Consider the following 23,210-nt stretch of genomic DNA (forward strand, 5'->3'; position numbering starts at 1 on the left):
ATGTCCACTCGAACCGCGAACCCTACAACCTCGCTGCCGACCGGTGAACCGGAAGGAGAATCATCCGGTGCCAGGTGGACCCCCGGTAAATTGCTGCGGATTCCGATCTTCCAGATCCTGTTGGTGCTGTTGCTGATCTGTGCTGTGTTCGGTGCAATGGCACCGGAATCATTCCTCGCATGGGGCAACATCCGGCTGATCATCCAGAACGTGTCGATTCTGGCGATCCTCGGTATCGGCATGACCTTCGTGATCGTGACAGCCGGTATCGACCTGTCGATCGGGTCTGTCCTCGTCTTTTCCGGCGTCGTCGCCGCCAAGACGATGCAAGCAATTGGCGGGGAAGGGTGGGGCACGGCCATCGTCGGGATCATCGTCGCGATCCTTGCCGGTATGGCGTGGGGTGCCCTCAACGGGTTTCTGGTTGCCAAGGCAAAGGTTCCACCGCTGATCGTGACGCTCGGAACCCTGGGCGGCGCACTCGGTCTGGCGCAGGTATTCACCGGCGGTGTGGACATTCGTGACGTTCCTCCCGTCCTCATCGACACCGTTGGCTACGGAAACCTACCCGCCACCTCTATCCCGGTCATCTCGGTGATCGCTCTGGTTTTGATCATCGCTTTCTCTATCATCCTGCACCGCACGAAGTTCGGCCTCTACACCTACGCGATAGGGTCGAATGAGGAATCCGCACGACGTGTCGGCGTCAAGGTAGACCGGCAATTGATCCAGGTCTACGCACTGTCGGGAACCCTTGCCGGTTTGGCCGGGATCCTGTCGCTGGCGCAGTACGGCACCACCGCAATTGCGGGGCAGTCCGAGACGAACCTGAACGTGATCGCCGCCGTCGTGCTCGGTGGCACCAGTCTCTTCGGCGGCATCGGCACGATTTTCGGGACGGTGGTGGGACTCTTCATTCCCGCGGTCCTGCAGAACGGATTCGTCATCATCGGTGTCCAGCCGTTCTGGCAGCAAGTCGCCGTCGGTGCGGTTCTGATCGCCGCAGTCTACATAGACCAACGCCGCCGCGCCGCCGCTTCGCGCGGTCGACCGGAGGCGTCGAAACTCTCTTCCCTGCGCAAACTATGGTCCCGAAGTCCGTAGTGAACCCGACAGATGCACGGATACAACAATTCTCACCTACGTCCCACAGGAGTGTGTAAACAATGTCGAAGAAGTCTCGCAGGGTCGCCACGATATTCGCCATCGGTGGCGCGGGCGCGCTGGTGTTGTCCGCGTGCTCCGGTGCGGGGGGAAGCGATACCAAGGAGATCGCTTTCGTCCAGGGTGTGGCAGGCGACGAGTTCTACATCAGCATGCAGTGCGCCATCGAACAAGAGGCCGCGGCCGAAGGCGTCGCCGTCAACACCCAGGGGCCTACCCAGTTCGACCCCTCCCTGCAGAAGACGGTTCTCGATTCGGTGGTTGCCTCCCGTCCTGACGCCATACTCATTGCGCCTACCGATGCCACGGCTATGCAGGCGCCTATCGACGCGGCGGCAAGGCAAGGTATCGAGGTTGTGCTCGTCGACGCTACCCTCGACGATCCGTCCGTCGCCGTGTCCCATGTCGCATCGGACAACGTCGGTGGTGGCGCCGAGGCATTCCACGCGATCAAGCAGATGAATCCGGAGGGTGGAAAGGTTCTCGCCATGGACCTCTATCCAGGCGTTTCCACCACCAACGCGCGAACGGAGGGCTTCGAGCAAGCGGTCGCGCAGGACCCGGATTTCGAATATCTTGGCGTGCAGTACAGCCACAACGATCCGGCCGAGGCGGCTAGGCTGATGACCGCGGCGCTGTCTCGGGACCCCGACATCGTCGGTGTCTTTGCCACCAACCTCTTCGCCTCCGAGGGCACCGCCACCGGTATCCGTCAGGCCAATGCGCAGGATCAGGTCAAGCTCGTCGGCTTCGATGCGGGCCCGGCTCAGGTCAACCAACTGCGCGACGGCACGGTGCAGGCGCTCATCGCTCAGGAACCAGCCACGATCGGCAAGGACGGTGTGCAACAAGCCATGAACGCGCTCGACGGGAATCCGGTTACCTCCGACATCCAGACCGGTTTCCGGGTGATCACCGCAGACAACCTTGACACCGACGGTGCGGAGTGGGTGTACAGGTCCGCATGCTGACTCTGTAGCGATTGTGGTGGTGTCATTCGTGAAGTCTGAGCGAATTCCAAAGGCGGCCATGACCGGTCTGAGTCGCAGCGCGCTCGCTAGGTTTCCCGCTTCTGTCGAGACGCCGGCCCGTCGGGAAGACGTACGGATCGGAATCGTGCATTTCGGTGTCGGAAATTTTCACCGGTCGCACGAGGCGATGTACGTCGACCGGATATTGGCCGCGGGCCACACCGATTGGGGAATTTGCGGGGTCGGAGTGATGGCCGGTGACACGCGGATGCGCGGTGTCCTCGCGAGCCAGGACAACTTGTACACGCTCGTCACCCGAGACACCGACGGCACCGCCCACGCGCGTGTCATCGACTCGATCGCCGAGTTCCTCTATGCCCCGGACGATCCCGAGGCAGTGCTGAACCGCCTCGCTGCGCCCACCACGCGCATCGTTTCCCTCACCATCACCGAGGGTGGCTACAGCATCAATGACGCGACCGGCCAGTTCGACCCTCACGATCCCGACACTCTTCACGATCTCGACGACGAAGGCGTGCCGCGCAGTGTGCTCGGATTTCTCACCGCAGCGCTGGCTCGCCGCCGCAGTCTCGGAATCCCGCCGTTCACGGTCGTGTCGTGTGACAACCTCGAGCACAACGGGGCCGTCGCCCGCGCCGCGGTAACGGCATTTGCCGAGCGCAAGGATCCCACCCTGGCTGCCTGGATCAGCGATACCGTTGCGTTTCCCAGTTCGATGGTTGATCGGATTACCCCGGTCACCACGACCGAGACCATCGCTACCGTCGCGGCGACCTTCGGCGTCGAAGACCAGTGGCCCGTTCAATCCGAGTCGTTCGAGCAGTGGGTCCTCGAGGACCACTTCACCCTCGGCCGGCCACCCTTCGAGCAGGTGGGTGTGCAAATGGTCGACGACGTGGAACCCTACGAGTTGATGAAGCTGCGACTGCTCAACGCATCGCATCAGGTCATGAGCTACCTCGGAATCCTGGCCGGATACACCTACGTTCACGACGTCTTTGCCGACCCCGATCTGGACGCATTCGTAGTGTCATACATGCACAGGGAGGCGACCCCCACTCTGAGGCGCGTTCCCGGAATCGACCTCGCTCGATACTGCGTTCAACTGCGGAAGCGATTCGCCGGCGACAGCATTCGCGACACTCTTGCTCGCCAGGTGGTCAACGCCTCGGACCGGATTCCGAAGTTCGTGCTACCGGTTGCCCGCGAGCAACTCGAGCGGGGAGGGTCGGTCGATCACATTGCCCTCGTCCTCGCTGCCTGGTGCACTGTCGTCGACAGTGAAGACCTGGGTGTGCCTCTGATCGACGGTCACGCCGACGAGTTGCGCGAACTTGCCCGTCAGGATCGGGACCAACCCGGCGCGTTTCTCGGGAATCGCACCATCTTCGGTGACCTCGTCACCAGCGCCCCCTTGAATGCCGCCTACCGTGCTGCCAAACAGTCACTGCTCGAGCAGGGCCCGCGTACCGCTGCCCGATTGGTCACCGCGACCGCCGGTCCCAACCCATGACCGTCTCGGGGTAGCTCTGCCCTACGCACTGTGGCCCGCGGGCACCGCCTCGTCAGGCTTCGGTGGGGGCGGCGGGGTGCCGTCCCCGAACGGCCTGCCACCGAGTTGCTCGCGCCCGTGCGGCTCCCGCCACCCGGACAGTTCAGGTCCTTTCGGCACGATGCGGGTGGGATTGATGTCGGTGTGGACGATGTAGTAGTGCTGCTTGATCTGAACGAAGTCGATCGTGTCGCCGAATCCCGGTGTCTGGAAGAGGTCGCGAGCATAGCCCCACAGCGCCGGCATCTCGTTCAGCTTGTTCCGATTGCACTTGAAATGACCGTGATACACGGCGTCGAAACGCACCAGGGTAGTGAACAGGCGCACGTCAGCTTCGGTGATCGTGTCGCCCACGAGGAACCGGCGATCGGTGAGCCGATCCTCGAGCCAGTCCAGCCGTGCGAACAGGCTGTCGTACGCGGACTCGTACGCTTCCTGGGATCCTGCGAACCCACATCGGTAGACGCCGTTGTTCACGTCACGGAATACGAGGTCGGCCACCTCGTCGATCTCGTCCCGCAGGCTGTCGGGGTAGAGGTCGGGCGCGCCGTCGCGATGGTACTGGGTCCACTCGCTCGACAGGTCGAGGGTGATTTGAGGGAAATCGTTGGTGACCACCTGCCCCGTGGGCACGTCGACGATCGCCGGCACAGTGATACCGCGTGGGTAGTCGGGGAAGCGTGCGAAGTAGGCGTCCTGAATTCGCGGAATCTTCAGCACCGGATCGAGTCCGTCCGGGTCGAGATCGAAGCTCCAGCTGCGCTTGTCGTGAGTGGGACCGCACAGACCCATCGACAACGCGTCCTCGAGTCCGAGGAGTCTGCGGACGATGACGGCGCGGTTGGCCCATGGACATGCGCGGGCGACCACCAGTCGATAACGACCGGGTTCGACGGGGTAGCCGTCGCGTCCGTCCGCAGTGATGCGCGTAGGAATGTAGCGGGAGTCTCGCTTGAATTCGGCACCGGCTTCCACGTAGGCGCCCTTGGTGGAGTTCTGATCTTCCGTTCGCTGTGACATGGTCGACTCGTTCCCCGTATGTGGATGATGCCCTACAGCGTACTTCGAGAGATCGTGACCTCTGCGTAGGTTCCGAGTTCTCGATATCCCACGTGGGTGGCGAGTGTGCGTGCGGCCAGATTGTTTCGCGGTGAACGGTATTGGGCGATCAGTCCGCTATCGAGTGCATCGTCGGTGGCGATGCCCGTGATCTGCGCACCGAGGCCCCGGCGACGAAACACCGGAGCCGTCAGTACTCCGATGTCGGCGAGGAAGCCCTGAAACTCGGTGTAGCCGGCCGAGGACATTGGGCGCTCTGTTTCGTCGAGGATCGTGAATTGCCTTTCACGGGAATCTAGTTGGGCTTCGGCTACGTCGTCGGGTGGGCACGCCGCCTCGACCTGCCGGACGTGGTCTCGTTGGTAGGAGACCAGTGGCCGGTCGGGCACCGGTTCCTGATATTCGGTGCCGAAGGAGAGCGTCATCGGGCCCACACAGCGACCGGACCGGTCCTGGGTGAGCGCGAGCAGGATCGCGGGTTCGGTCAACTCAGCCGGCGTGTGGACGTCGGCGCGGTCGATTGCCCATCGGGGGCCTACCAGTGCCGAGGCCTCGCCGAGACGGACGAAGCGGATGCTGTCTGCCTCGTCGTCGATGCGGATCGCGCGCCTGCCTTGCCGCCGGGTAGTCAGCGCGTCATCGGGCAGCCCCAGTTCGCGGGACCAGGCGAGCCCGATGATGTCGAGGTGATGGGAGTCCACACGCTCACGGTAACGCCTTGTTCGTTTCCAGCCGGAGCTGTATGTTCCATCTGGAGTATTCAAACTAGAGTATTCGACAAGGAGTATTTGGGGAGGTGGTGTGTGTGACCCTCACTCCACTAGGCGTCACCGTCCTCGGTCTGTTGTGTGAACGGGCAATGCACCCGTACGAGATGTGCCAACTCGCCACCGCACGGCGTGCACGTGTGGTGAAGATCCGGCCGGGCTCGCTCTACCACACCGTGAGCAGACTCGAGGGCGACGGACTGGTGCGTGCGGCCGGTACCGACCGGGAGGGTAATCGTCCGGAGCGCACCATGTACGAAATCACGGATGCGGGTCGGAAGGCACTGGTGAATCGCGTCAGCGAAATGCTCGCCACTCTGGGAAGTGATTTCCCGCAGTTCCCCCTGGCGCTGGCGGAGGCGCACAATGTCGACGCCGCCACCGTGGTGGAGTTGCTACGCGAGCGCCTCGGCCATCTCGAGAAGGCGATCGCCGATCTCGAGACCGTGGCCGCGCAAGCCGATTCCGCCGAGGTCCCCAGGATCTTCCTCCTGGGCGACGAGTACCTCCTCACCCTCGCGGGCGCCGAACGCCAATGGCTCAGTTCGTTGGTGAAGGAGATCGAATGCGGTGATTTGCCCTGGCTCACACCGGAACTCCTCGACCGACTCGAACGCTCGCGCCGGCCACGATCCGGTGCTGACAAGGACTGATAGTGAATAACCAGCGCACGGCACCCGACGTCTCACCACCCCAGCAGACCAATCCGTGGCCCGCCCTGTGGGCCCTGGTCATCGGCTTCTTCATGATCCTTGTCGACAGCACCATCGTGGCCGTGGCAAACCCCGCGATCATGGACACACTGCAAGCCGACATCAACAACGTCGTGTGGGTCACGAGTGCCTACCTGCTGGCGTACGCGGTTCCCTTGCTGGTGACCGGCCGCTTGGGCGATAGATTCGGACCGAAGAACATCTACATGGTCGGGCTCGTTCTGTTCACTGCAGCGTCGCTGTGGTGTGGTCTGTCGGGCACCGTCACCATGCTCATCGTCGCCCGCGTGTTTCAGGGACTCGGCGCCTCGATGATGACGCCACAGACGATGGCGGTCATCACCCGTACCTTCCCGCCCGACCGCCGTGGTACGGCGATGGGCCTGTGGGGCGCGGTTGCCGGGGTAGCCACACTGGTCGGACCGATTGCGGGTGGGGTGCTCGTCGACAACCTCGGCTGGGAATGGATCTTCTTCGTCAACGTGCCGGTCGGTGTAGTCGCGTTCGTTCTTGCGTGGCGGTTGGTTCCGTCGCTCGAGACGCACCGGCACAAGTTCGACATCCCCGGTGTCGTCCTCAGTGCTCTCGGCATGTTCTTTCTGGTGTTCGGAATCCAGGAAGGTAGCACTCTGGACTGGTCGACGGCCGTATTTGCTTCGATCGCCGCCGGGCTGATTCTTCTCGGAACCTTCGTCTGGTACCAGTCCTGGAACAAGAACGAGCCGCTGCTTCCGTTGGGGCTGTTCCGCGACCGGAATTTCTCCCTGGCCAACGTGGCCATCACCTCGATGGGTTTCGCGGTCACCGCGATGGTGCTTCCGCTGATGTTCTATGCCCAGGCGGTGCGCGGATTGTCGCCGACCGCATCGGCGCTGTTGCTGGTGCCGATGGCCGTTCTCACCGGAGTCTTGGCGCCGTTCGTCGGCAGGCTCGTGGACAGGACCCACCCGAGGTACATCGCGGGCACGGGCTTTCTGTTGTTCGCCGTCGCACTGGGTTGGCTTGCCACGGTCATGTCGCCCGACGTCGCGATCTGGGAACTGTTGCTGCCCATCGGGTTGATCGGCCTGGCGAACGCGTGCATCTGGTCGCCGGTCGCAGCGACCGCCACCCACAATCTGCCGCCCCATCAGGCGGGTGCCGGCGCCGGCGTCTACAACACCACCCGTCAGGTCGGTGCGGTGCTCGGTAGCGCCGCGATCGGCGCTCTCATCACCGCACGCCTGTCCGCCCAGGGGTTGACCGGTGGACGCCCGGAAGAGGGTGTGGGCGAACTGCCCGCGTTCGTCCTGGAGCCGTTCAGCAATGCCATGTCTCAGTCGGTGTGGCTGCCGGCGGCCATCCTGCTCATCGGATTCGTCGCCTCGGTGTGCTTCGCCCGGCCGGTTCGTCAGAGCGACCGAGAGGTCAGCGCGGACGTCGCACCCAGTCGGGAAACATCACTGCAGGGTTGAGGTAGTCGTCGGGATCGAAGGCACGCTTGACGGCCCACATTGCGGTGATGTCCTCGGTGCTCCGGGCGAAGTCGAGGTAGTTCCGCTTGTGCGCGCCGACGCCGTGCTCGGAGGCGATCACACCTCCATGATCTCGGATCAACTCCGTCACAGTGCGATACAGCACGGACTCGTCGGGGCAGCCGAGCACGTTGAGGTGCACGTTTCCGTCGGCGATGTGGCCGAACAGCACCGGGATGGCGTCTGGTGCTCGGTCCGACACCAGCGCGACGGCGTCCTCGACGAAGGCCGCGACAGCATCGAGAGGGAGTGCGGCGTCGAACTTGACCGGGGCACCGAACAATCCGACCACTTCGGCGAAGGCTTCGCGGGTCGCCCACACTCGTGCACGGCCCACAGGATCGATGCCGACGGCGGGTTCGCCGTCCGGATCGCAGCGTTGCAGAGCCTCACCCAACTCCTCGGTGCGGTCTGACGTACCGGCCAATTCCACCAGCAGATACCACGGCAGTTCCGTGGGAACCGCCAAGCCCAGCTGTGAGTGCGCCAATTCGAGGCCGCGGCCGTCGAGCATCTCGACTGCATCCACGTCGTCGAGACGCCGAAGCATGCGCACGGCGTCGATGAGCCGCGGCAGGTGCGCGAAGCCCGCGAGAGCGGTGACGCGATGCGAGGGGGCTGGGCGGAGCGCGAGATCGACGGCTGTGATTACTCCGAGTGTGCCCTCGCCGCCCGCCCACAGTGCGGGCATGTCGTATCCGCAGTTCTCGGCATTCGCCCGCATGCGGCGCCGGACGATCGCGCCGTCGGGAAGTACCACTTCCAGACCGCGCACCTGAGCCGACATGTGCCCGTATCGCACGGTGTGCAACCCGCCCGCGTCGGTCGACACCATCCCGCCGATCGTCGCGGAGTCCCGGGAGGCGATATCGACACCGAACAGTAACCCGGCGTCGGCCACGGTCTTCTGCAGTGCAGACAGGGTGACGCCGGCGCCGGCGGTGATCAGTCGCTCCTCGCGGTCGACTTTGCCGACAGCGTCCAACCGCTCGGTGGACAGCAGCACGTCGTCGTGCTCCGGGACCGTGCCGGCCTCGAGGCCGGTGCGACCGCCCTGCACGGTGACCTTCACCCCTGCGCCACGGCAGACGTTCAGGACCGCAGAGACTTCCGCGGTGTTCGCCGGTCGAACGAGTGCGCTCGCCCGCCCGCTGTAGCGACCTGTGAGGTCTGTGGCGCGAGCGGCCAGCACGTCGGGGTCCGAGCTCACGAACCTTTCGCCGACGACGTCGGCCAAGGCCGTGCCCAGCGAGTCCACACTTCGATCGTAGGCGTGCTCGATGTGGCACTCTGGCGACATGACTGACTCCGCCGCCACACATCCCACCCGACTCGAGCGTGTCCGTACCGATGCCGGCGCCGAAGTTGCGGTCCTGACCTTCGCCCACGGGCAGCTGAATCTCTTCGACCAGTCGATGTTCGACGCTCTGCGGTCGGATGTCGCGGGACTCGCGGAGAATCCGCCGAGGGCGGTGCTGCTGCGTGCCGAGGGGAAAGTGGTGTCGGCCGGGGTGGACGTGCATATCTTCGCCGGGCTGGCCGCGGAGCAGGCGGCAGATCTATGGCAGGAGTTGTTCGCCGGGATCTGCCATCCGCTCGAGGCGCTGCCGTGCCCCGTCGTCTACGCAGCGCACGGTTTGACCCTGACCGCAGCGTTCGAGATCGCGCTCGCCTGCGACATCATCCTCGCCTCTCCGAATGCAAAGTTCGGCCTCGTCGAGAACGTCGTGGGCCTTACGCCGTCAATGGGCGGTCCGCAGCGCTTGGCCGAGCGGGCGGGATCCGGCCGCGCCCGCGAACTGGTCATGACCGGCGACCTCTATGACGCCACGACACTGCAGAGTTGGGGTGTGGTCAACGCTGTCCACGACGACGTCGACTCCGAAGCACGTGCACTCGCCGCACGACTCGCGGACGGACCGACGTGTGCCCACGACGCCACGAAGCAGATCATCTCCGCGTGGCGGTCGGGTGGAGTCGCGCACGCCGACTCGATTACCTCCGAGGTGTCTGGCGCGTTGTTCGCGACCGAAGACCTCCGCGGTGCGGTCCGTAGTTTCCTCGACGTCGGTCCGGGAAAGGCGACCTACCAGGGGCGCTGACCCTCCCGCAGACTTCCCGAAAACTGTGACCTACATCTCATATAGTTGAGCCACCGTTTCTTCTCGCGCAGCAGTGTTGTCAGCGGAGGTGCAGATGCCGTCGTCGCTCGTCGAGTACCCGTGTAACCGGCTCTTCTTCCGTGATGACAGGGTGGTCCGCGCTCGCGACGGCATCCTCAGGTACTGCGGGCTCAATCCCTCGCTCACAGAACTGCTCGACGTTGCCGTGCACCGTTACGCGGGCCGTGTGGCCGTCGAGGAGGACGACGGTCGCGCGCTCACGTTCTCGCAATTGTGGACCTCGGCGGCACGGGTGGCGGGCGGGTTGAAGGAGAGGGGCGTCGAGATCGGCGACCGGGTCGCCGTCAGGCAACCGGTGGGACTGCGCTGGGTGGAGGCGTTTGTCGGAGTGCTACTCGCCGGTGGTGTGCCTGTCGGGGTCAGCCCGGCGCTCGACGACACCCAGACAGGAAAGGTGATCGAAGATAGTGCGTCGGTGCTGACCCTCGACGGTGATCTGCCGGAAGGAATCTCGTACATAGACGACGGTGCCGGCCCGGAGGAACTGGTGTTGCTGTCGTACGCTCCCGATTCTTCGGGCTCTCTCAGGGGTGTCGAACTCAGCAACGAGAATCTCTTGTCGACCATCGAATCCGTGGTTCATGCCCGCGGGTTCGGCTCCGAGGGGTTGCGCAATCTGCTGGTGGATCCCGAACTGCACGCGATCGGATCGCTGATAGAACTTCTCTCGACGCTGGTTGTCGGTGGAACGGCCTTGCTGACGACGAACCGCGATGCGGCGTCGTGGCGAGGGACCGGAGCAGATGTGCTCACCGCCGCACCCGACGTTCTCGTGCGAGCCGCCGAGGACGCGAGGGCGACGAGATTCGTTCGCGGCTCGGTGCGCTGGATCGACTACAGAGGCTCCGGCCTGCCCGCCGATCAGGCGCGGCTGCTGCGTCGGACGTTCCCTGATGCGAAGCACTTTCTCTGCTGGGGAATGACCGAAACCTGTGGCTCGGGCCTGGCGCTGCCCGACGAGTGTGCGCTCACGCATGCAGGGAGTGTGGGAATCGCCTTCGGCGGTATGGAGGTGGCCCTCTTCGGCCCCGATGCCGCCGATGGGTACGGTGAATTGCTCTGCCGCGGACCGGGCGTGATGCGGGGGTACTGGAACCGTCCCGAGGCCACCGCGAAGCGCTTTACCAGTGGCTGGTTTCACACTGGCGATACCGCGCGCATCGACGGCAACGGCTTCGTCCGTATTGTCTTCGGCGACATCGCCCCCTAGGTGGTGCGAAAGGACGGTTACCACCTGTGAGCTCCCCCCTTGCCGAGTTGCACCTGCACATCGAAGGATCGCTCGAACCCGAGATGATCTTCGAGATGGCCGAACGAAATTCTGTCCAGTTGCCCTACAGGGACCTGGATGATCTCCGTTCACGCTACAAGTTCACTGATCTGCAATCGTTCCTCGACCTCTACTACGCCAACATGCAGGTGCTGAGGACATCTCAGGATTTCGCCGACCTCACTCGTGCATACTTCGCCAGGGCATCGGCCGCGGGGGTGGCGCACGCCGAGTTCTTCTTCAACCCGCAGGCGCACGTCAACCGTGGCGTCGCGCTGCCAGAGGTGCTCGACGGGATCATGGACGCCGTGGCCTCCAGCGAGCGCGAGTTCGGGCTCAGCAGTGGTGCCATCGCGGCGATCGTCCGAGACCTTCCGGTGCACGAGGCGGAAGAAGTGTTTTCGGAGGTCATCCGATTGCAGGCTCCCATCATCGGTCTGGGCCTGGATTCGGCAGAGGTCGGCTACCCTCCCTCGTTGTTCGAGGACGTCTTCGCTCGCGCGCGTTCCGAGGGACTACACGTCATGGCCCATGCGGGTGAGGAGGGCCCGCCGGAATACATCTGGCAGGCGCTCGATCTCCTCGGTGCCGAGCGTATCGACCACGGGATCCGGGCGCTCGAGGACCCCGACCTGGTAGCTAGATTGGTGGACGAGGAAGTGCCGCTGACTGTGTGCCCGTCGTCGAACGTGAGGTTGTGCGCTGTCGACTCCCTCGCCGATCACCCGCTGCGAACCATGCTGGAAGCCGGGCTGCTGGTGACAGTCAATTCCGACGACCCGGCGTACTTCGGCGGATACGTGGACGACAACTTCATCCAACTGCGGGACCAGCTCGGTCTGACGGATGATGAGCGGGAAACCCTGGCGCGCAACTCGATCAAGGCCTCGTTCGCGAGTGATGCGCGAAAGGCGGAACTCCTGCGCGGCTGACGATCGGGCTTTCCTGATCGCAGACCGATACCTACGAGACGGGTACGGCCGAACGACCCAGGCAGAACTGCTGTGGGTCGTTCGGCCGCAACCGCGCAGTCACCCGGAGGCCGTCAGCGCCCGAAGACCTGCTGCAGGTACGCGTTGTCGAACATCCGTTCCGGGTCATACTTGTCCCGCACGGCGACGAACTCGTCGAAGTTCGAATACGTGGGACGCAAGTCGTCGGCGGTGCGGCCGTGCATCTTGCCCCAGTGCGGCCGACCGTCCACTTCCCGGGCGATGGACTCGACCGCGGAGAAGTACCGTTCGTGTTCCCGACGGTGGTACTGGTGGACCGCGATGTACGCGGTATCACGTCCGTTCGCCGTGGAGAGCCACACGTCGTCGGCGGCGGCGAACCGGACCTCGACCGGAAACGCCACCGTGAAATCCGACCTCTCCACCCAACGGTCGATTTCCGCGAGTGTCTCCGGAAGTGCGTCAGCGGGAATGGCGTACTCCATCTCCTTGAACCTCACACGCCGCTCCGATGCGAAGACCCGGTAGCTTCGATCGGTGAACTCGCGCGCGCTCAAGGCGCGGGAGGAGAGACGATTGATGCTCGGGATCGTCGAGGGTGCGAGGGAGGCGATCCGATTGACGCCCTCGAACACGACGTTGGAGAGCAGTTCGTCGTCGATGAACGCGCGTACCGGGTGAATCGGCGACGCCGGAGTGTCGCCGGGCAGTCGGGTGTTGCGCTTGGTCAGTACGCGGCGGGTATGAGGGAACCAGTAGAACTCGAAATGGTCGATGGTGCTGCGGTCGTGGTCGAGTCGGTCCAGTGTGGCATCGAGTGACTCGGGAGCCTCGACGGCGTGCAACATGTACTTGGGAACACACTCGATCGTGACCTTCGTGATGACGCCGATCGCGCCGAGTCCCAGACGGCCTGCCTCGAACAGTTCGGGGTTCTGCGTTGGGGAGCAATCGGCCACCGAACCGTCTGGCAGTACGATCTGCAGCGCACGGACCTGGGTGGCGAGACCCCCGAATTGAGCTCCGGTGCCGTGGGTTCCGGTGGACAGCGCGCCCGCAAAGGACTGTACGTCGATGTCGCCGAGATTGATCGCGGCGAGGCCGTGTTGCCAGAGCTGTTCGTTCATGTCGCGAAGTCGAGTGCCGGCGAAGACGGTGACGAGTGCGCCGCCCGACTCATTGGGTGTCACGGAGTCGATCCCGGTGAGGGCGTCGAGGCTTACGAGGATGCCATCGGTGACCGCGACCCCGGTGAACGAATGTCCGGCTCCGACAGCCTTGACGTGCCGTCCCTGCCGTGCGGCTCCGGAGATCAGAGCACTCAGTTCCTCCACCGACCGCGGAGTTGCAAAGTGCTGTGGGGACGCCGTCTCGGTGCCCGCCCAGTTGCGCCATGTGTCCTGTGTCATGCGACCATCATGAACCTGGACGAGCGTCCAAGCAATAGTGGGGGGTCAGTTGAGTTCGTGTCGCGCGCTCATGGACGGTTGTCAGGTTCTACCATCGAGGCATGCTGACTAGGCTTCCTGCGGATGAACGTCGTGCCCAACTTGTCGAGTCCGCGTTGACCATCGCGGAGCGCCGTGGCGTCGCGTCGGTCACCGTGCGTGCGGTGGCGGAGGAGGCGGGTGTCTCCCTCGGTGTTGTGCACTACTGTTTCGAGAGCAAAGAGGAACTTCTTGCCGCGATGGGCGAGAGTCTGGTTGTGCAGCTGAGCGAGTCGATGCGCCAGGCGTTCGGTGAGGTGAAGCACGCGCCGGAGTTGCGCGGAATCGCTGGGCTACGTGAACTCCTGAAGATCGGGATAGGCAGGATGGTTCCGACGATCGAGGAAACACCGGATCGGCAGCTGCTGACGTACGAGATAACCGCACAGGCGTTGCGGCATCGCGCAACGGCCAGTGACGGTTCCCCAGACATCGCGGGCCAGCAGTACCGGAGAATGGACGGCGAAGCCATCGAGTTCCTCTCGGCGTGTGCGGAGATGTCTGGAGTGCGCTGGGGGAGTCCGGTCGAGGGTATCGCCCGTTTCGGGCTGGCTTGCGTGGACGGCGTGGTGCTTCGGTGGCTGGTCGACAGGGACGACGAGGCGATGAGGGTCGCACTGGACGAGACGGTGCTCGCGATCGCGGCGAAGGCCGTCGAACTGCAGTGATCGGTCGTCTGCAACCCTGATCTAGACAAGCGTCCAGCTCGATGGTTGACTGGCGCCACGACCCGACAGAAACGATTGGACGAACTGTGACTCCCACGCTCGACCGTCTCATCGCCTCGACTACGGAGGTGGACCCGCCGTTGGCGGCGCTGGACCTGCCAACGTTGCGCGCCAATGCGGCGGATCTCGTTCGGCGGGCGGGCGGCACTCCCGTCCGCGTCGCCAGCAAGTCCGTCCGGTGTCGCGCGGTGCTCCAGGTTTGCTTGGGCGAGAAGCTAACCGGCGCAGACGGCTTCCACGGGATCATGGCGTACTCGTTGCGCGAGGCGATCTGGCTCGCACGACACGGCGCGAGCGACGTTCTGATGGGTTACCCGACCTCCGACCGGGGGGCCCTCGCGGAACTATCCGCCGATCCCGACCTGCTGGAACGGATCACGTTGATGGTCGACAGCGAAGATCAACTCGACTTCGTTCTCGACGCTGCCGGCACCACAACTTTGCGCGCCCGGTTGTGCATTGACGTCGATGCGTCGTTGCGCTTGGGCCCCATTCATATCGGTGTCCGACGGTCGCCACTGCGCGAACCGGCGGAAGTCGCGGCATTTGCGAAGCGCGCCGACAAGATGGGGTTCGCCGTCGTCGGCGTCATGTTCTACGAGGCGCAGATCGCGGGACTGCCGGACTCGAGTCGGCCGGTCGGTTGGATGAAGAAGGCGTCGGCGAAGGAGCTTGCGACCCGGCGCAGTGCCGTAGTGAACGCCGTGCAGTCCGAGGTCGGGGTGCTCGAGATTGTCAACAGTGGTGGCACCGGTTCGCTCGAAATCAGTTCCGCAGACCCGGTCGTCACCGAGGTCACGGCCGGCTCCGGCCTGTACGTTCCGACGCTATTCGACGACTACCGGGCGTTTCGCCCGCACCCGGCCCTCTACTTCGCGCTGGCAACGGCGCGGAGGCCGGCGCCAAACATTGCGACCCTGTTCGGTGGCGGCTACATCGCCTCCGGTCCGGCGGGAGGAACCCGTGTACCCAAGCCGATGTGGCCGTCGGGTCTGAAGCTCTTGCGCAACGAGGGCGCGGGCGAAGTGCAGACCCCCGTCACCGGCAGGGCGGCAGCAACTCTCGGAATCGGCGACCGGGTGTGGTTTCGGCACGCCAAAGCGGGCGAGCTGTGCGAACGATTCGCCGAGGTGCATATCGTGGACGCGGACGGATCTCGCACCGCCGTACCCACCTATCGCGGCGAAGGCCATTGCTTCGGCTGACCGGTCAGCCGCATGAAGGCCCCGAGTTCGGCCAGACCCTCGGGTGTGGTCGGCATGTACTCCGTCAGAGATTCCGAACGGACGATGATCGCAGCCCACTTGCCTCGCGAGACAGCAACATTCGTCCGATTTCGCGAGAGTAAGAACGACATGCCGCGCGGAACGTCCTCGATCGCGGAGGCAGTCATCGAGATGATCACGACCGCGGCTTCCCGGCCCTGGAACTTGTCGACTGTCCCGACCTCGACCTTTTCGAGCCCGACCGCAGCGAGGTCGTGTTCTATCAGTCCGACTTGCGCGTTGTAGGGAGCCACTACCAAGATGTCGGACTCGTCGAGTGGGCGGCTTCCCTCGAACTCGCTGGGATCACTCCAGAGGGAGCCGAGCAGCTTTTCGACCCGGTTGACTACTTCCCGAGATTCCTCGGGCGAGAAGGTGGCGTTGCCCTGGTGGCCCACGAGCACGGTATGCACGCCCGCGTCTAATCCATCGAGTCTTCGCGCAGCAGTGGCCGACTCCTTCGAGTGCAGCTTGCCCTCGTATGACAACGCGGAGACGGGTGCGCACAACTGTGGATGCATTCGCCATGTCTGTTCGAGGAAGTACCCTCTGCTCGGCGGGAGCGCCCCGTGGCCCTCAGCCAGCCAGCCCAGGGCCGACGCGTCCACAGGTTCGGGGTGGGTGCCCTGACTGACCTGCGGGAGTTGCTGGGGGTCGCCGAGGAGAAGCAGATTGCGGGCCGCGCCGCCGACGGCGATCGTGTTGGCTAGGGCGAACTGTCCGGCCTCATCGATGACGAGGAGGTCGAGACTGCCCGGTGGCACGCGATCGGTGTTCGCGAAGTCCCAGGCGGTTCCGCCGAGTACGCACCCCGTCTTCTCGGCTTCGTCGATGAAGCTGGTGTAGCCGCCGGCGCTGATATCGGTCCACGTCGCGGCCCGATGCTGTCCGTCCTTCCCCTTCTTCCCGACGAGGTCGGAAGATAGTCCGGCCTTGACGACACCGCCGAGCATGTTCTCGATCACCGAATGGGACTGCGCGACGACACCGATCCGCCAGTGGTGAACCTCGACCAGGGATTTGATCACCCTGGCGCCGGTGTAGGTCTTGCCGGTGCCGGGCGGCCCCTGCACGGCGACGTAGGAGCGGTCCAGGTCGAGCAGTGCCGCGATGATTGCCCCGGCATAGTCGGTCCCTTCGACCGTGGGGAGAGGGTTGCCGCTCCTGGTCCGGGGATCGGATCTGCGGAGGATGTCCACCGATGGGCAACGTGGGAACTGCGGCTGTGCTGAGCACATGTCTTCTGCTGCTGCCGCTATTGCGGATTCGATACGATCTGTGGTGATCGGTGGTCCCGGTGTGATCGCCATCGGAAGCTGTCCGTACTCGTCGCCGTTCAGGAGTTCCTCGACCGTCACGACGTCGCGACGTTGGCGGTCTTTCCGCACTTCGAGAACGGTTACGGGGCATGCACCGCGTCGGTTCGGGTCATCGCCGGCGACCGATTCGGGGACAGGATCGCCGTACAGCGCATACATCGCGGTCTTCGGTGAGACAGTGCTCCCGGTCCCGAAGCGACCGGTGAGTTCGAGGCGGCGGCGAAACTTACGCTGGCGGGGGGTGCTCTTGTGCCAGTCCTTCTCGACGACGGCCGATTCGACTACCAGTACGTCTCGGATGTCGGACAGGTCGCTCGTCGCGTCGAGCCGATCGAAGTGCGCCCACCAGAAGGGCTTTCGCTCGCGTCGGTGATACCCGACTGCCGCAGCCATGAGGGCGGCAGCCTGCCGGTCGTGGTCCCGGTGCTCACTCGGTCCGGGTCCCGCGAACTCGCGCAGCGCTGCTTCTGCCGGGGTCAATTCCTCCGATACCACGGTGGGCGCATCATCAGGTGCGCGGAAGCCGACCTTGTGTTTCTTGTTCTGTGCGACCAACCAGTCGCGCAGTTTCAGCGTGGAATCGCAGTCATACCGGTTGTATTCGGCGATGCCCTCCAAGAGAGCGCGGGCCTCCTCCGCGCGTCCGTTGTCGCGGAGTTCGCAGTAGTCGGCATAGGCGACCACCGAGGCAGCGGCGTTGGTGACGTCGCCGTCGCGCGGCTGTTCCGGCATGTACAGGGGCTCGAGCTTCTTGATGCTGTAGGAGCGCTCACCGATCCGTAGGCTCGCGCGCACAATCGGATACAGATCCACCAGAACGTTGTCGCGGAGCAGGGAGTCGACGGCCTCTTCCCCCACGCCGTGCCGCCCCGCCAGGCGCAGCAGGGCCGACTTCTCGTACGCGGCGTAGTGGTAGACGTGCATGTCGGGGTACCGTCGACGCCGCTCGGCGACGTAGTCGAGGAAACTGACGAGAGCCTGGCGCTCCTCGGCGCGGTTGTGCGCCCAGAACGGTCGGAACACGGTGTGGTCGTCGGCGTCCTCGACTACACCGAAGAGATATTCCAGACCCCAGTCCGTGGAACCGTTCTCGGCCCACAGCGGGTCGCCCTCGAAGTCGAAGAAGATATCGCCGGCGCCGGGCTTCGGAAGCCCGCCCAACCCCTTCGGCGAGTGCACCACGAACTCGGGGGTTCCCGAAGATTCTTGCCGAAGCTGCAATGCCGCCTGTGCGCGAAGAGATTCGAGGCTGCTGTCGGGAAAGCCCTTGACGCCGCCGGTGTGAGCGGCGAGTGCGTCGAGGGTGTGGATTCCGGCCGCGATGAGTCGGGTCCGCTGCGTCGACCGCATCCCGGCGACGAGTAGGAGGTCGCGGCTGCGCTCCACCTCCGGAGTGCAGGTGTCGCACCGGCCGCAGGCCGTGTAACGGGGATCGCCCCACTCCGCGACGGACTTCTCGTTGCGGTGCTCCTCGAGTATCCGTTCGAGAGCGGACCGTCGCGCCGCGTACACCGGGGAGATGTCGCCGAGCGAGTGCGCGGAATCGCTGTCGTCGCCGAGCAGCAGATGGATCGACGGTGACGTCGGTATTCCGTTGCTGTCCAGGGCGTCCGCGTACGCAGCCAGCTGGAGCAATGCCGAGACCGTGGCGTGGCGCGACAGTTTGGTGTCGTACACGGCGTACTCGTCGCCGTCGCGCACCAAGAAATCGCAGAAACCGAGGAACCGGCCGTCGAAGAAAGTCCCCTGATACACGACGTCGGCGCCGGACCGGACAGCCTCGACAGTGGCGAGGTTCGCGTCGAAGAGGCCGCGTTTGGTGAACTCGGGACGGTCCATGATGACTACGCCGTCGCCGTATTCTGCGCGAAATCGTTCGAGTCGGCGACGTTCGTGGGCGTCGCCGAGTTCGGACGTGCGCCGCAGCATCGGATCGGGGGATTCGCCGGGTGTCTGCGCGCCGACGAGTCCGAGCTTCGCGTCGAGTTCGCGAAGCAATGCGAATTCGCAGGTGGAGGCCGCCGCGAGGTCGCTTGCGCTGTAGACGATGGTGTCATCGAGGAGGAACACAGTGGGATTGTGCCATCGCGGTGCGACAGGTCGAGAATGTTGGATATGCCATTCTTCGACAGCCATTCTGGACAGGTTCACTACCGACACTGGACCGCGGTGGGGCGACCGGTCGCGCAGTTGGTGTTTCTCCACGGACTGGGGCAGCACACAGGTCACTATCATCGGTTTGCGCGTGGAGTGACCGCGACGGGAGTCGAAGTGTGGGGACTCGACCAGGCTGGGCACGGTCTGTCGGAGGGAGATCACCCAAGGCCGGTGCCTGATATGGCGAAGGATGCGGTACTGCTGACGTGCCTTGCTGCGGACTACGCGCCGGACCTCCCGCTCGTGCTCATGGGGCATTCGCTGGGAGCTGCGGTTGCGACGGAACTACTCCTCGAAGGCAGTGTGGGGTTTCGATCGGCAATTTTGTGCGGGACGCCCAGGATCGTGGCCGCTGCGCAGACGGCCGATGCGCTGAGGGCGCTCGGGATGCCGCTACTCGCGGTCCACGGCGTAGATGATCGGATCGCACCGGTCGACCCCGTCCGGGCTTGGGCAGCGGAGATCGCCAACCTCGAACTCCGTGAGTTCGACCATGCCGGGCACGACCTGCTTCACGAGAAGGTCCACACCGCGGTGACGGAGGCGGTCTGCGACTTCGTCCTCGATTCCGCGACAGGGGAATACCACTAGCCCTCCCGCGTTGCACCATGGGTCGCATCGCTGAACTGAAGGAGCTCCCATGACACGAGTGCTGTTCGTCGTCACCGCAGCTGACCACTGGACATTGGCCGATGGCACGGCCCACCCGACCGGTTACTGGGCGGAGGAACTCGTCGAGGCCCACCGTGTATTCGAGGAGGCGGGGTACGACATCGTGATCGCGACTCCGCGAGGCAAGGCGCCGGTGGTCGATCAGGCGAGCCTGGCAACGGAGGTCAACGGTAGCGCGGAGCGCGTCGAAGAGTTGACGGACTACCTGGCCCGGCTGAAACCGCGTCTCGATTCACCCGCTGTCCTCGAGGACGCAGACGTCAAGGACTTCGATTTGCTGTTCGTGCCGGGCGGTCACGGTCCGATGGAAGACCTCGCGGTGTCCGAATCGTTCGGCGATCTGCTCGTCGAGTTCTTCGATGCGGAGAAGGTGATCTCTGCGGTCTGCCACGCTCCCGCGGCACTGTTGCCAGCCAAGAAAGCCGACGGTTCGTGGCTCTTCGACGGGTTCGCGCTCACCGCGTTCACCAACGAAGAGGAGACACAAGCCGGTTTCGCGGAGAGGGCCTCCTGGCTTCTCGAAGACCGTTTGCGTGAACAGGGGGCGGCATTCGATGCGGTTGCTGCTTGGGCGCCGCACGTGGTCGTCGATCGTAAGCTCTACACCGGCCAGAATCCTGCGTCGTCACGGCCGCTGGCCGAACGCATCGTGGCCGACCTCTAGGGCTACAGACACGTGCACCTTCCCGGCGGCGGCGAGGCCGCCGGGAAGGTGCAAAGGCGTGGAGGGGGTGGTCCGCTACGCGTAAATGGCCTCGATGGCCGCGCCGTGCTCCTTGTGGATGACGTTCCTCTTCAGCTTCAGGGTGGGCGTGAGCTCGCCGGTCTCCTGCGTGAAGTCGACCTCGAGGATTCGGTACTTCTTGATCTGCTCGGGGTTGGAGACCTTCTTGTTGCCCTCTGCAACGGCCTGGTCGATCTCGGCGATCAGGTCGGGGTTCTTGATCAGGTCGGACACAGAAGTGTCTGCGGCCAGCTCGTGGCGTTCAAGCCACCCGGGCAGGGTTTCGGCATCCAAGGTGATGAGGGCGCCGATGAAGGGTTTGCCGTCACCGACCACCAGGCACTGGCTGATCAGTGGGTGAGCGCGCAGGGCGTCCTCGAGGACGGCTGGTGCCACATTCTTCCCGCCGGCGGTGACGATGATTTCCTTCTTGCGTCCGGTGATCGAGACGTAGCCGTCTTCGTCGATAGAGCCGAGGTCACCGCTGTGGAACCAGCCGTCCTGGATCGAATCCGCGGTCGCCTCAGGGTTGTGCCAGTACCCGCCGAACACGACGGGTCCCTTGAGAAGCAGTTCGCCGTCCTCGGCGATCTTGGCAGCGTGGCCTGAGATCGGCTTGCCGACGGTGCCCACCTTCTGTGCGCTAGGGGTGTTCACCGAGATCGCGGCGCTGGTCTCGGTCAGGCCGTAGCCCTCGTAGACCGGTACGCCGATACCGCGGAAGAAGTGGCCTAGGCGCGCGCCGAGTGCGGCGCCACCGGAAACCGCCGTATCGCATTCGCCCCCGAGCGCGGCGCGCAGCTTCGAGTAGACGAGCTTGTCGAACACGAAGTGCTTGAGCTTGAGTCCCAGTCCGGGCCCGCCATTCTCCAGCGCTTCGCTGTACGCGATGGCCGTGGCTGACGCCTTCTCGAAGATGCCGCCCTTGCCGCCGTCGTAGGCCTTCTGCTTGGCAGAGTTGTAGACCTTCTCGAACACGCGTGGCACCGACAGGATGAAGTGTGGTTTGAACACGGCGAACTGATCGACCAGTGTCGAAATGTCGGATGTGTGTCCGACGGTGACCTTGGCGTCGAACGCGCCGAAAGAGATGGCCCGTGCGAAGACGTGCGCAAGCGGCAGGAACATTAGCGTCCGCCTGTCCTGGAGGAACGATTCCTCTAGCGCCAGACGTACGGCTGCCGACTCCGCGTAGAAGTTGGAGTGCGTCAACTGCACCCCCTTGGGGCGGCCAGTTGTGCCGGACGTGTAGATGAGGGTTGCTGCGGAGGAACCGTTCACCTTGTTTCGGCGCTCGTGCAGTTGCTCGTCGGTGACGTCCTGGCCACGCTTGGACAATTCCTCGATCGCGCCGTCCTCGATCTGGAAGACCTCACGCAGATCCGGCGCCTCGTCTGTTACGACCTTCAAGGCTGCGGCATGCTCGGCTTTCTCTACGACCAGAAGTGACGTGCCGGAGTCTTCGAGGATCCATTTCGCCTGATCAGGTGCGGACGTCTCATAGATAGCGACGGTGCAGCCGCCTGCGGTCCAAATGGCGTAGTCGATGACGGCCCATTCGTAGCGGGTCGCAGAGAGGATCGCGACTCGATCACCGAGTTCGATGCCCGAGGCGATGAGACCCTTTGCGACCGCAGAGACCTGTTCCGCGAACTCGGCGGCGGTGACGTCTACCCAGCCACCGTTACGCGGCCGCTTGAATGGAATGAACTTCGGGTCCTCCTTAGCGTGACGGAAGACCGTGTCGGCCATGGACGCGCCCTCCGGAATTGAGAACGACTGCGGTACCGAAAATTCGCGCACTGTGACCCCTCCACTGAAATGACATGACGGATGTGCATTTGATCACATTTGCCCCAGATTTGCAGCTCGGGCCCTGTCCGATATGCACGTTTTCGTCCTGACCAGCGGAGACTAGTCTAACCCTTAGGGGCCGTCGTGACTCAAGCTACCTCAGCGAAGCGATGTGAGTTGGCCGAGAGCCAGCGACTGATCGCGCAACCCAACTGGTCCGGATCGACTGAGAGTTCGGCAGCGGTGGCCTCGAGGAGCTCCTCTGCGCGCCGTGGATCGGTGGCCTCCGAGATGCCGAGTGCCCCGCTGACGAAGACCTCCGCCACTCGGGTCGGGCGGACCCCAGGTATCCCGGCGAGCATGAGGAAGTGCGTCCAGGTGACGTCACTGTTCTCGCCGCAGACATCGATCCACGCGTTGTGGATTTGTTCCATCGCAGCCTCGTCGCGCGCCGCATCGAGGAGGTCGTCGATGTTGTCGATGCGTAGCTGATGCAGTCGCTCGGCGGCCTGCTGGATGTGCCGTGCCTCGATCTGCACTCCGGTCGCGCTATAGCGTCGCTTGTAGGAACCGACCTTGCCCGCCCATTGGTCGGAGCTTCCCACTTCCTCGAACGTACGGAGAAGATCGCGAGCGCCGTCGGTGATGGGCCTATCGAGTCGAGCCTGCCGGTAGGCCAGATAGCGGTCGACCACGGCTACAGCGCTGTATCCGGCACTCGACTGGACCGATTCGATGATGCAGAGGGCGAGGCTGTGCCGATAGGCGGCAGGCGTGACCCATTCGGATGGGTCGCCCAACCGATCGCGACAGGCGGCTACGACGGCTTCGAGGGTATCGGCGGAGACGGTCACACGATCCTCCAAGGGTTGACTCTTCGGTGATGTGACCGATGTA

At 64.2% G+C, this 23,210-nt stretch carries 19 protein-coding genes; 12 read left to right on the forward strand and 7 right to left on the reverse strand.

Annotation, left to right across the window (positions count from 1 at the left end; translation table 11 throughout):
- From BFN03_RS03000 to BFN03_RS03010, 3 genes are all read left to right on the forward strand, one after another.
- The gene (locus tag BFN03_RS03000; RefSeq protein WP_070377761.1) at nucleotides 1-1,104 is read left to right on the forward strand and encodes an ABC transporter permease; all 1,104 of its coding nucleotides are present in this window, start codon (nucleotides 1-3) and stop codon (nucleotides 1,102-1,104) included.
- 62 nt (nucleotides 1,105-1,166) lie between these two features.
- Nucleotides 1,167-2,135: an ABC transporter substrate-binding protein gene (locus tag BFN03_RS03005; RefSeq protein WP_070377762.1), complete on the forward strand. Its 969-nt coding sequence runs from the start codon at nucleotides 1,167-1,169 to the stop codon at nucleotides 2,133-2,135.
- Between the two features lie 58 nt (nucleotides 2,136-2,193).
- The gene (locus BFN03_RS03010; protein ID WP_070377763.1) at nucleotides 2,194-3,669 is read left to right on the forward strand and encodes a mannitol dehydrogenase family protein; all 1,476 of its coding nucleotides are present in this window, start codon (nucleotides 2,194-2,196) and stop codon (nucleotides 3,667-3,669) included.
- A gap of 21 nt (nucleotides 3,670-3,690) precedes the next feature.
- On the opposite strand, the gene BFN03_RS03015 is transcribed toward BFN03_RS03010, so the two are convergent.
- Together BFN03_RS03015 and BFN03_RS03020 are read right to left on the reverse strand one after the other, a co-directional pair.
- Nucleotides 3,691-4,728, reverse strand: coding sequence for a glutathione S-transferase family protein (locus BFN03_RS03015; protein ID WP_070377764.1), 1,038 nt, complete (start codon nucleotides 4,726-4,728; stop codon nucleotides 3,691-3,693).
- Between the two features lie 32 nt (nucleotides 4,729-4,760).
- Nucleotides 4,761-5,468 carry a GNAT family N-acetyltransferase gene (locus tag BFN03_RS03020; protein ID WP_070377765.1) on the reverse strand — a complete coding sequence of 236 codons (708 nt, stop codon included), beginning with the start codon at nucleotides 5,466-5,468 and terminating at the stop codon, nucleotides 4,761-4,763.
- Nucleotides 5,469-5,563: 95 nt separating this feature from the next.
- Between BFN03_RS03020 and BFN03_RS03025 the strand changes: the two genes are divergently transcribed.
- Together BFN03_RS03025 and BFN03_RS03030 are read left to right on the forward strand one after the other, a co-directional pair.
- Complete coding sequence (locus tag BFN03_RS03025) at nucleotides 5,564-6,187, forward strand: PadR family transcriptional regulator (protein ID WP_070377766.1); 624 nt, start codon at nucleotides 5,564-5,566, stop codon at nucleotides 6,185-6,187.
- A 2-nt stretch (nucleotides 6,188-6,189) separates the two neighbouring features.
- Nucleotides 6,190-7,701: an MFS transporter gene (locus tag BFN03_RS03030; protein ID WP_070377767.1), complete on the forward strand. Its 1,512-nt coding sequence runs from the start codon at nucleotides 6,190-6,192 to the stop codon at nucleotides 7,699-7,701.
- On the opposite strand, the gene BFN03_RS03035 is transcribed toward BFN03_RS03030, so the two are convergent.
- Nucleotides 7,655-9,061 (reverse strand): FAD-binding oxidoreductase, encoded by a 1,407-nt coding sequence (locus BFN03_RS03035; RefSeq protein WP_070377768.1) that lies wholly within the window; start codon nucleotides 9,059-9,061, stop codon nucleotides 7,655-7,657. The two genes, BFN03_RS03030 and BFN03_RS03035, sit on opposite strands and share 47 nt — an antisense overlap.
- Here BFN03_RS03035 and BFN03_RS03040 point away from each other — a divergent pair.
- The 3 genes from BFN03_RS03040 (at nucleotide 9,060) to BFN03_RS03050 (ending at nucleotide 12,146) form a co-directional block, all read left to right on the forward strand.
- Complete coding sequence (locus BFN03_RS03040; protein ID WP_070377769.1) at nucleotides 9,060-9,863, forward strand: enoyl-CoA hydratase/isomerase family protein; 804 nt, start codon at nucleotides 9,060-9,062, stop codon at nucleotides 9,861-9,863. The two genes, BFN03_RS03035 and BFN03_RS03040, sit on opposite strands and share 2 nt — an antisense overlap.
- 94 nt (nucleotides 9,864-9,957) lie before the next feature.
- Nucleotides 9,958-11,154, forward strand: coding sequence for a class I adenylate-forming enzyme family protein (locus BFN03_RS03045; RefSeq protein WP_070380569.1), 1,197 nt, complete (start codon nucleotides 9,958-9,960; stop codon nucleotides 11,152-11,154).
- 26 nt (nucleotides 11,155-11,180) lie between these two features.
- The gene (locus BFN03_RS03050; protein ID WP_070377770.1) at nucleotides 11,181-12,146 is read left to right on the forward strand and encodes an adenosine deaminase; all 966 of its coding nucleotides are present in this window, start codon (nucleotides 11,181-11,183) and stop codon (nucleotides 12,144-12,146) included.
- Nucleotides 12,147-12,259: 113 nt separating this feature from the next.
- On the opposite strand, the gene BFN03_RS03055 is transcribed toward BFN03_RS03050, so the two are convergent.
- A complete protein-coding gene (locus tag BFN03_RS03055; RefSeq protein ID WP_070377771.1) occupies nucleotides 12,260-13,576 on the reverse strand; it encodes a D-arabinono-1,4-lactone oxidase in 1,317 nt (438 codons plus the stop codon).
- Nucleotides 13,577-13,677: 101 nt separating this feature from the next.
- On the opposite strand from BFN03_RS03055, the gene BFN03_RS03060 reads away from it, so the two are divergent.
- Together BFN03_RS03060 and BFN03_RS03065 are read left to right on the forward strand one after the other, a co-directional pair.
- Nucleotides 13,678-14,322: a TetR/AcrR family transcriptional regulator gene (locus tag BFN03_RS03060; RefSeq protein ID WP_070377772.1), complete on the forward strand. Its 645-nt coding sequence runs from the start codon at nucleotides 13,678-13,680 to the stop codon at nucleotides 14,320-14,322.
- Between the two features lie 86 nt (nucleotides 14,323-14,408).
- Nucleotides 14,409-15,587: an amino acid deaminase/aldolase gene (locus BFN03_RS03065; protein WP_070380570.1), complete on the forward strand. Its 1,179-nt coding sequence runs from the start codon at nucleotides 14,409-14,411 to the stop codon at nucleotides 15,585-15,587.
- On the opposite strand, the gene BFN03_RS03070 is transcribed toward BFN03_RS03065, so the two are convergent.
- Nucleotides 15,557-19,036, reverse strand: coding sequence for a TM0106 family RecB-like putative nuclease (locus tag BFN03_RS03070; protein ID WP_070377773.1), 3,480 nt, complete (start codon nucleotides 19,034-19,036; stop codon nucleotides 15,557-15,559). The two genes, BFN03_RS03065 and BFN03_RS03070, sit on opposite strands and share 31 nt — an antisense overlap.
- 45 nt (nucleotides 19,037-19,081) lie before the next feature.
- Between BFN03_RS03070 and BFN03_RS03075 the strand changes: the two genes are divergently transcribed.
- Together BFN03_RS03075 and BFN03_RS03080 are read left to right on the forward strand one after the other, a co-directional pair.
- Nucleotides 19,082-19,714 carry an alpha/beta hydrolase gene (locus BFN03_RS03075; RefSeq protein ID WP_070377774.1) on the forward strand — a complete coding sequence of 211 codons (633 nt, stop codon included), beginning with the start codon at nucleotides 19,082-19,084 and terminating at the stop codon, nucleotides 19,712-19,714.
- Nucleotides 19,715-19,763: 49 nt separating this feature from the next.
- Nucleotides 19,764-20,459, forward strand: a complete 696-nt coding sequence (locus tag BFN03_RS03080; protein ID WP_070377775.1) for a type 1 glutamine amidotransferase domain-containing protein — start codon at nucleotides 19,764-19,766, stop codon at nucleotides 20,457-20,459.
- Nucleotides 20,460-20,534: 75 nt separating this feature from the next.
- On the opposite strand, the gene BFN03_RS03085 is transcribed toward BFN03_RS03080, so the two are convergent.
- Both BFN03_RS03085 and BFN03_RS03090 read right to left on the reverse strand, forming a co-directional pair.
- On the reverse strand, nucleotides 20,535-22,322 hold the full coding sequence (locus BFN03_RS03085; RefSeq protein ID WP_070377776.1) for an AMP-dependent synthetase/ligase: 1,788 nt from the start codon (nucleotides 22,320-22,322) through the stop codon (nucleotides 20,535-20,537).
- Between the two features lie 140 nt (nucleotides 22,323-22,462).
- Nucleotides 22,463-23,167 (reverse strand): heme peroxidase, encoded by a 705-nt coding sequence (locus tag BFN03_RS03090; RefSeq protein WP_070380571.1) that lies wholly within the window; start codon nucleotides 23,165-23,167, stop codon nucleotides 22,463-22,465.
- Nucleotides 23,168-23,210: the final 43 nt, after the last annotated feature.

The sequence above is a fragment of the Rhodococcus sp. WMMA185 genome (assembly GCF_001767395.1).
GTDB lineage: Bacteria > Actinomycetota > Actinomycetes > Mycobacteriales > Mycobacteriaceae > Rhodococcus_F.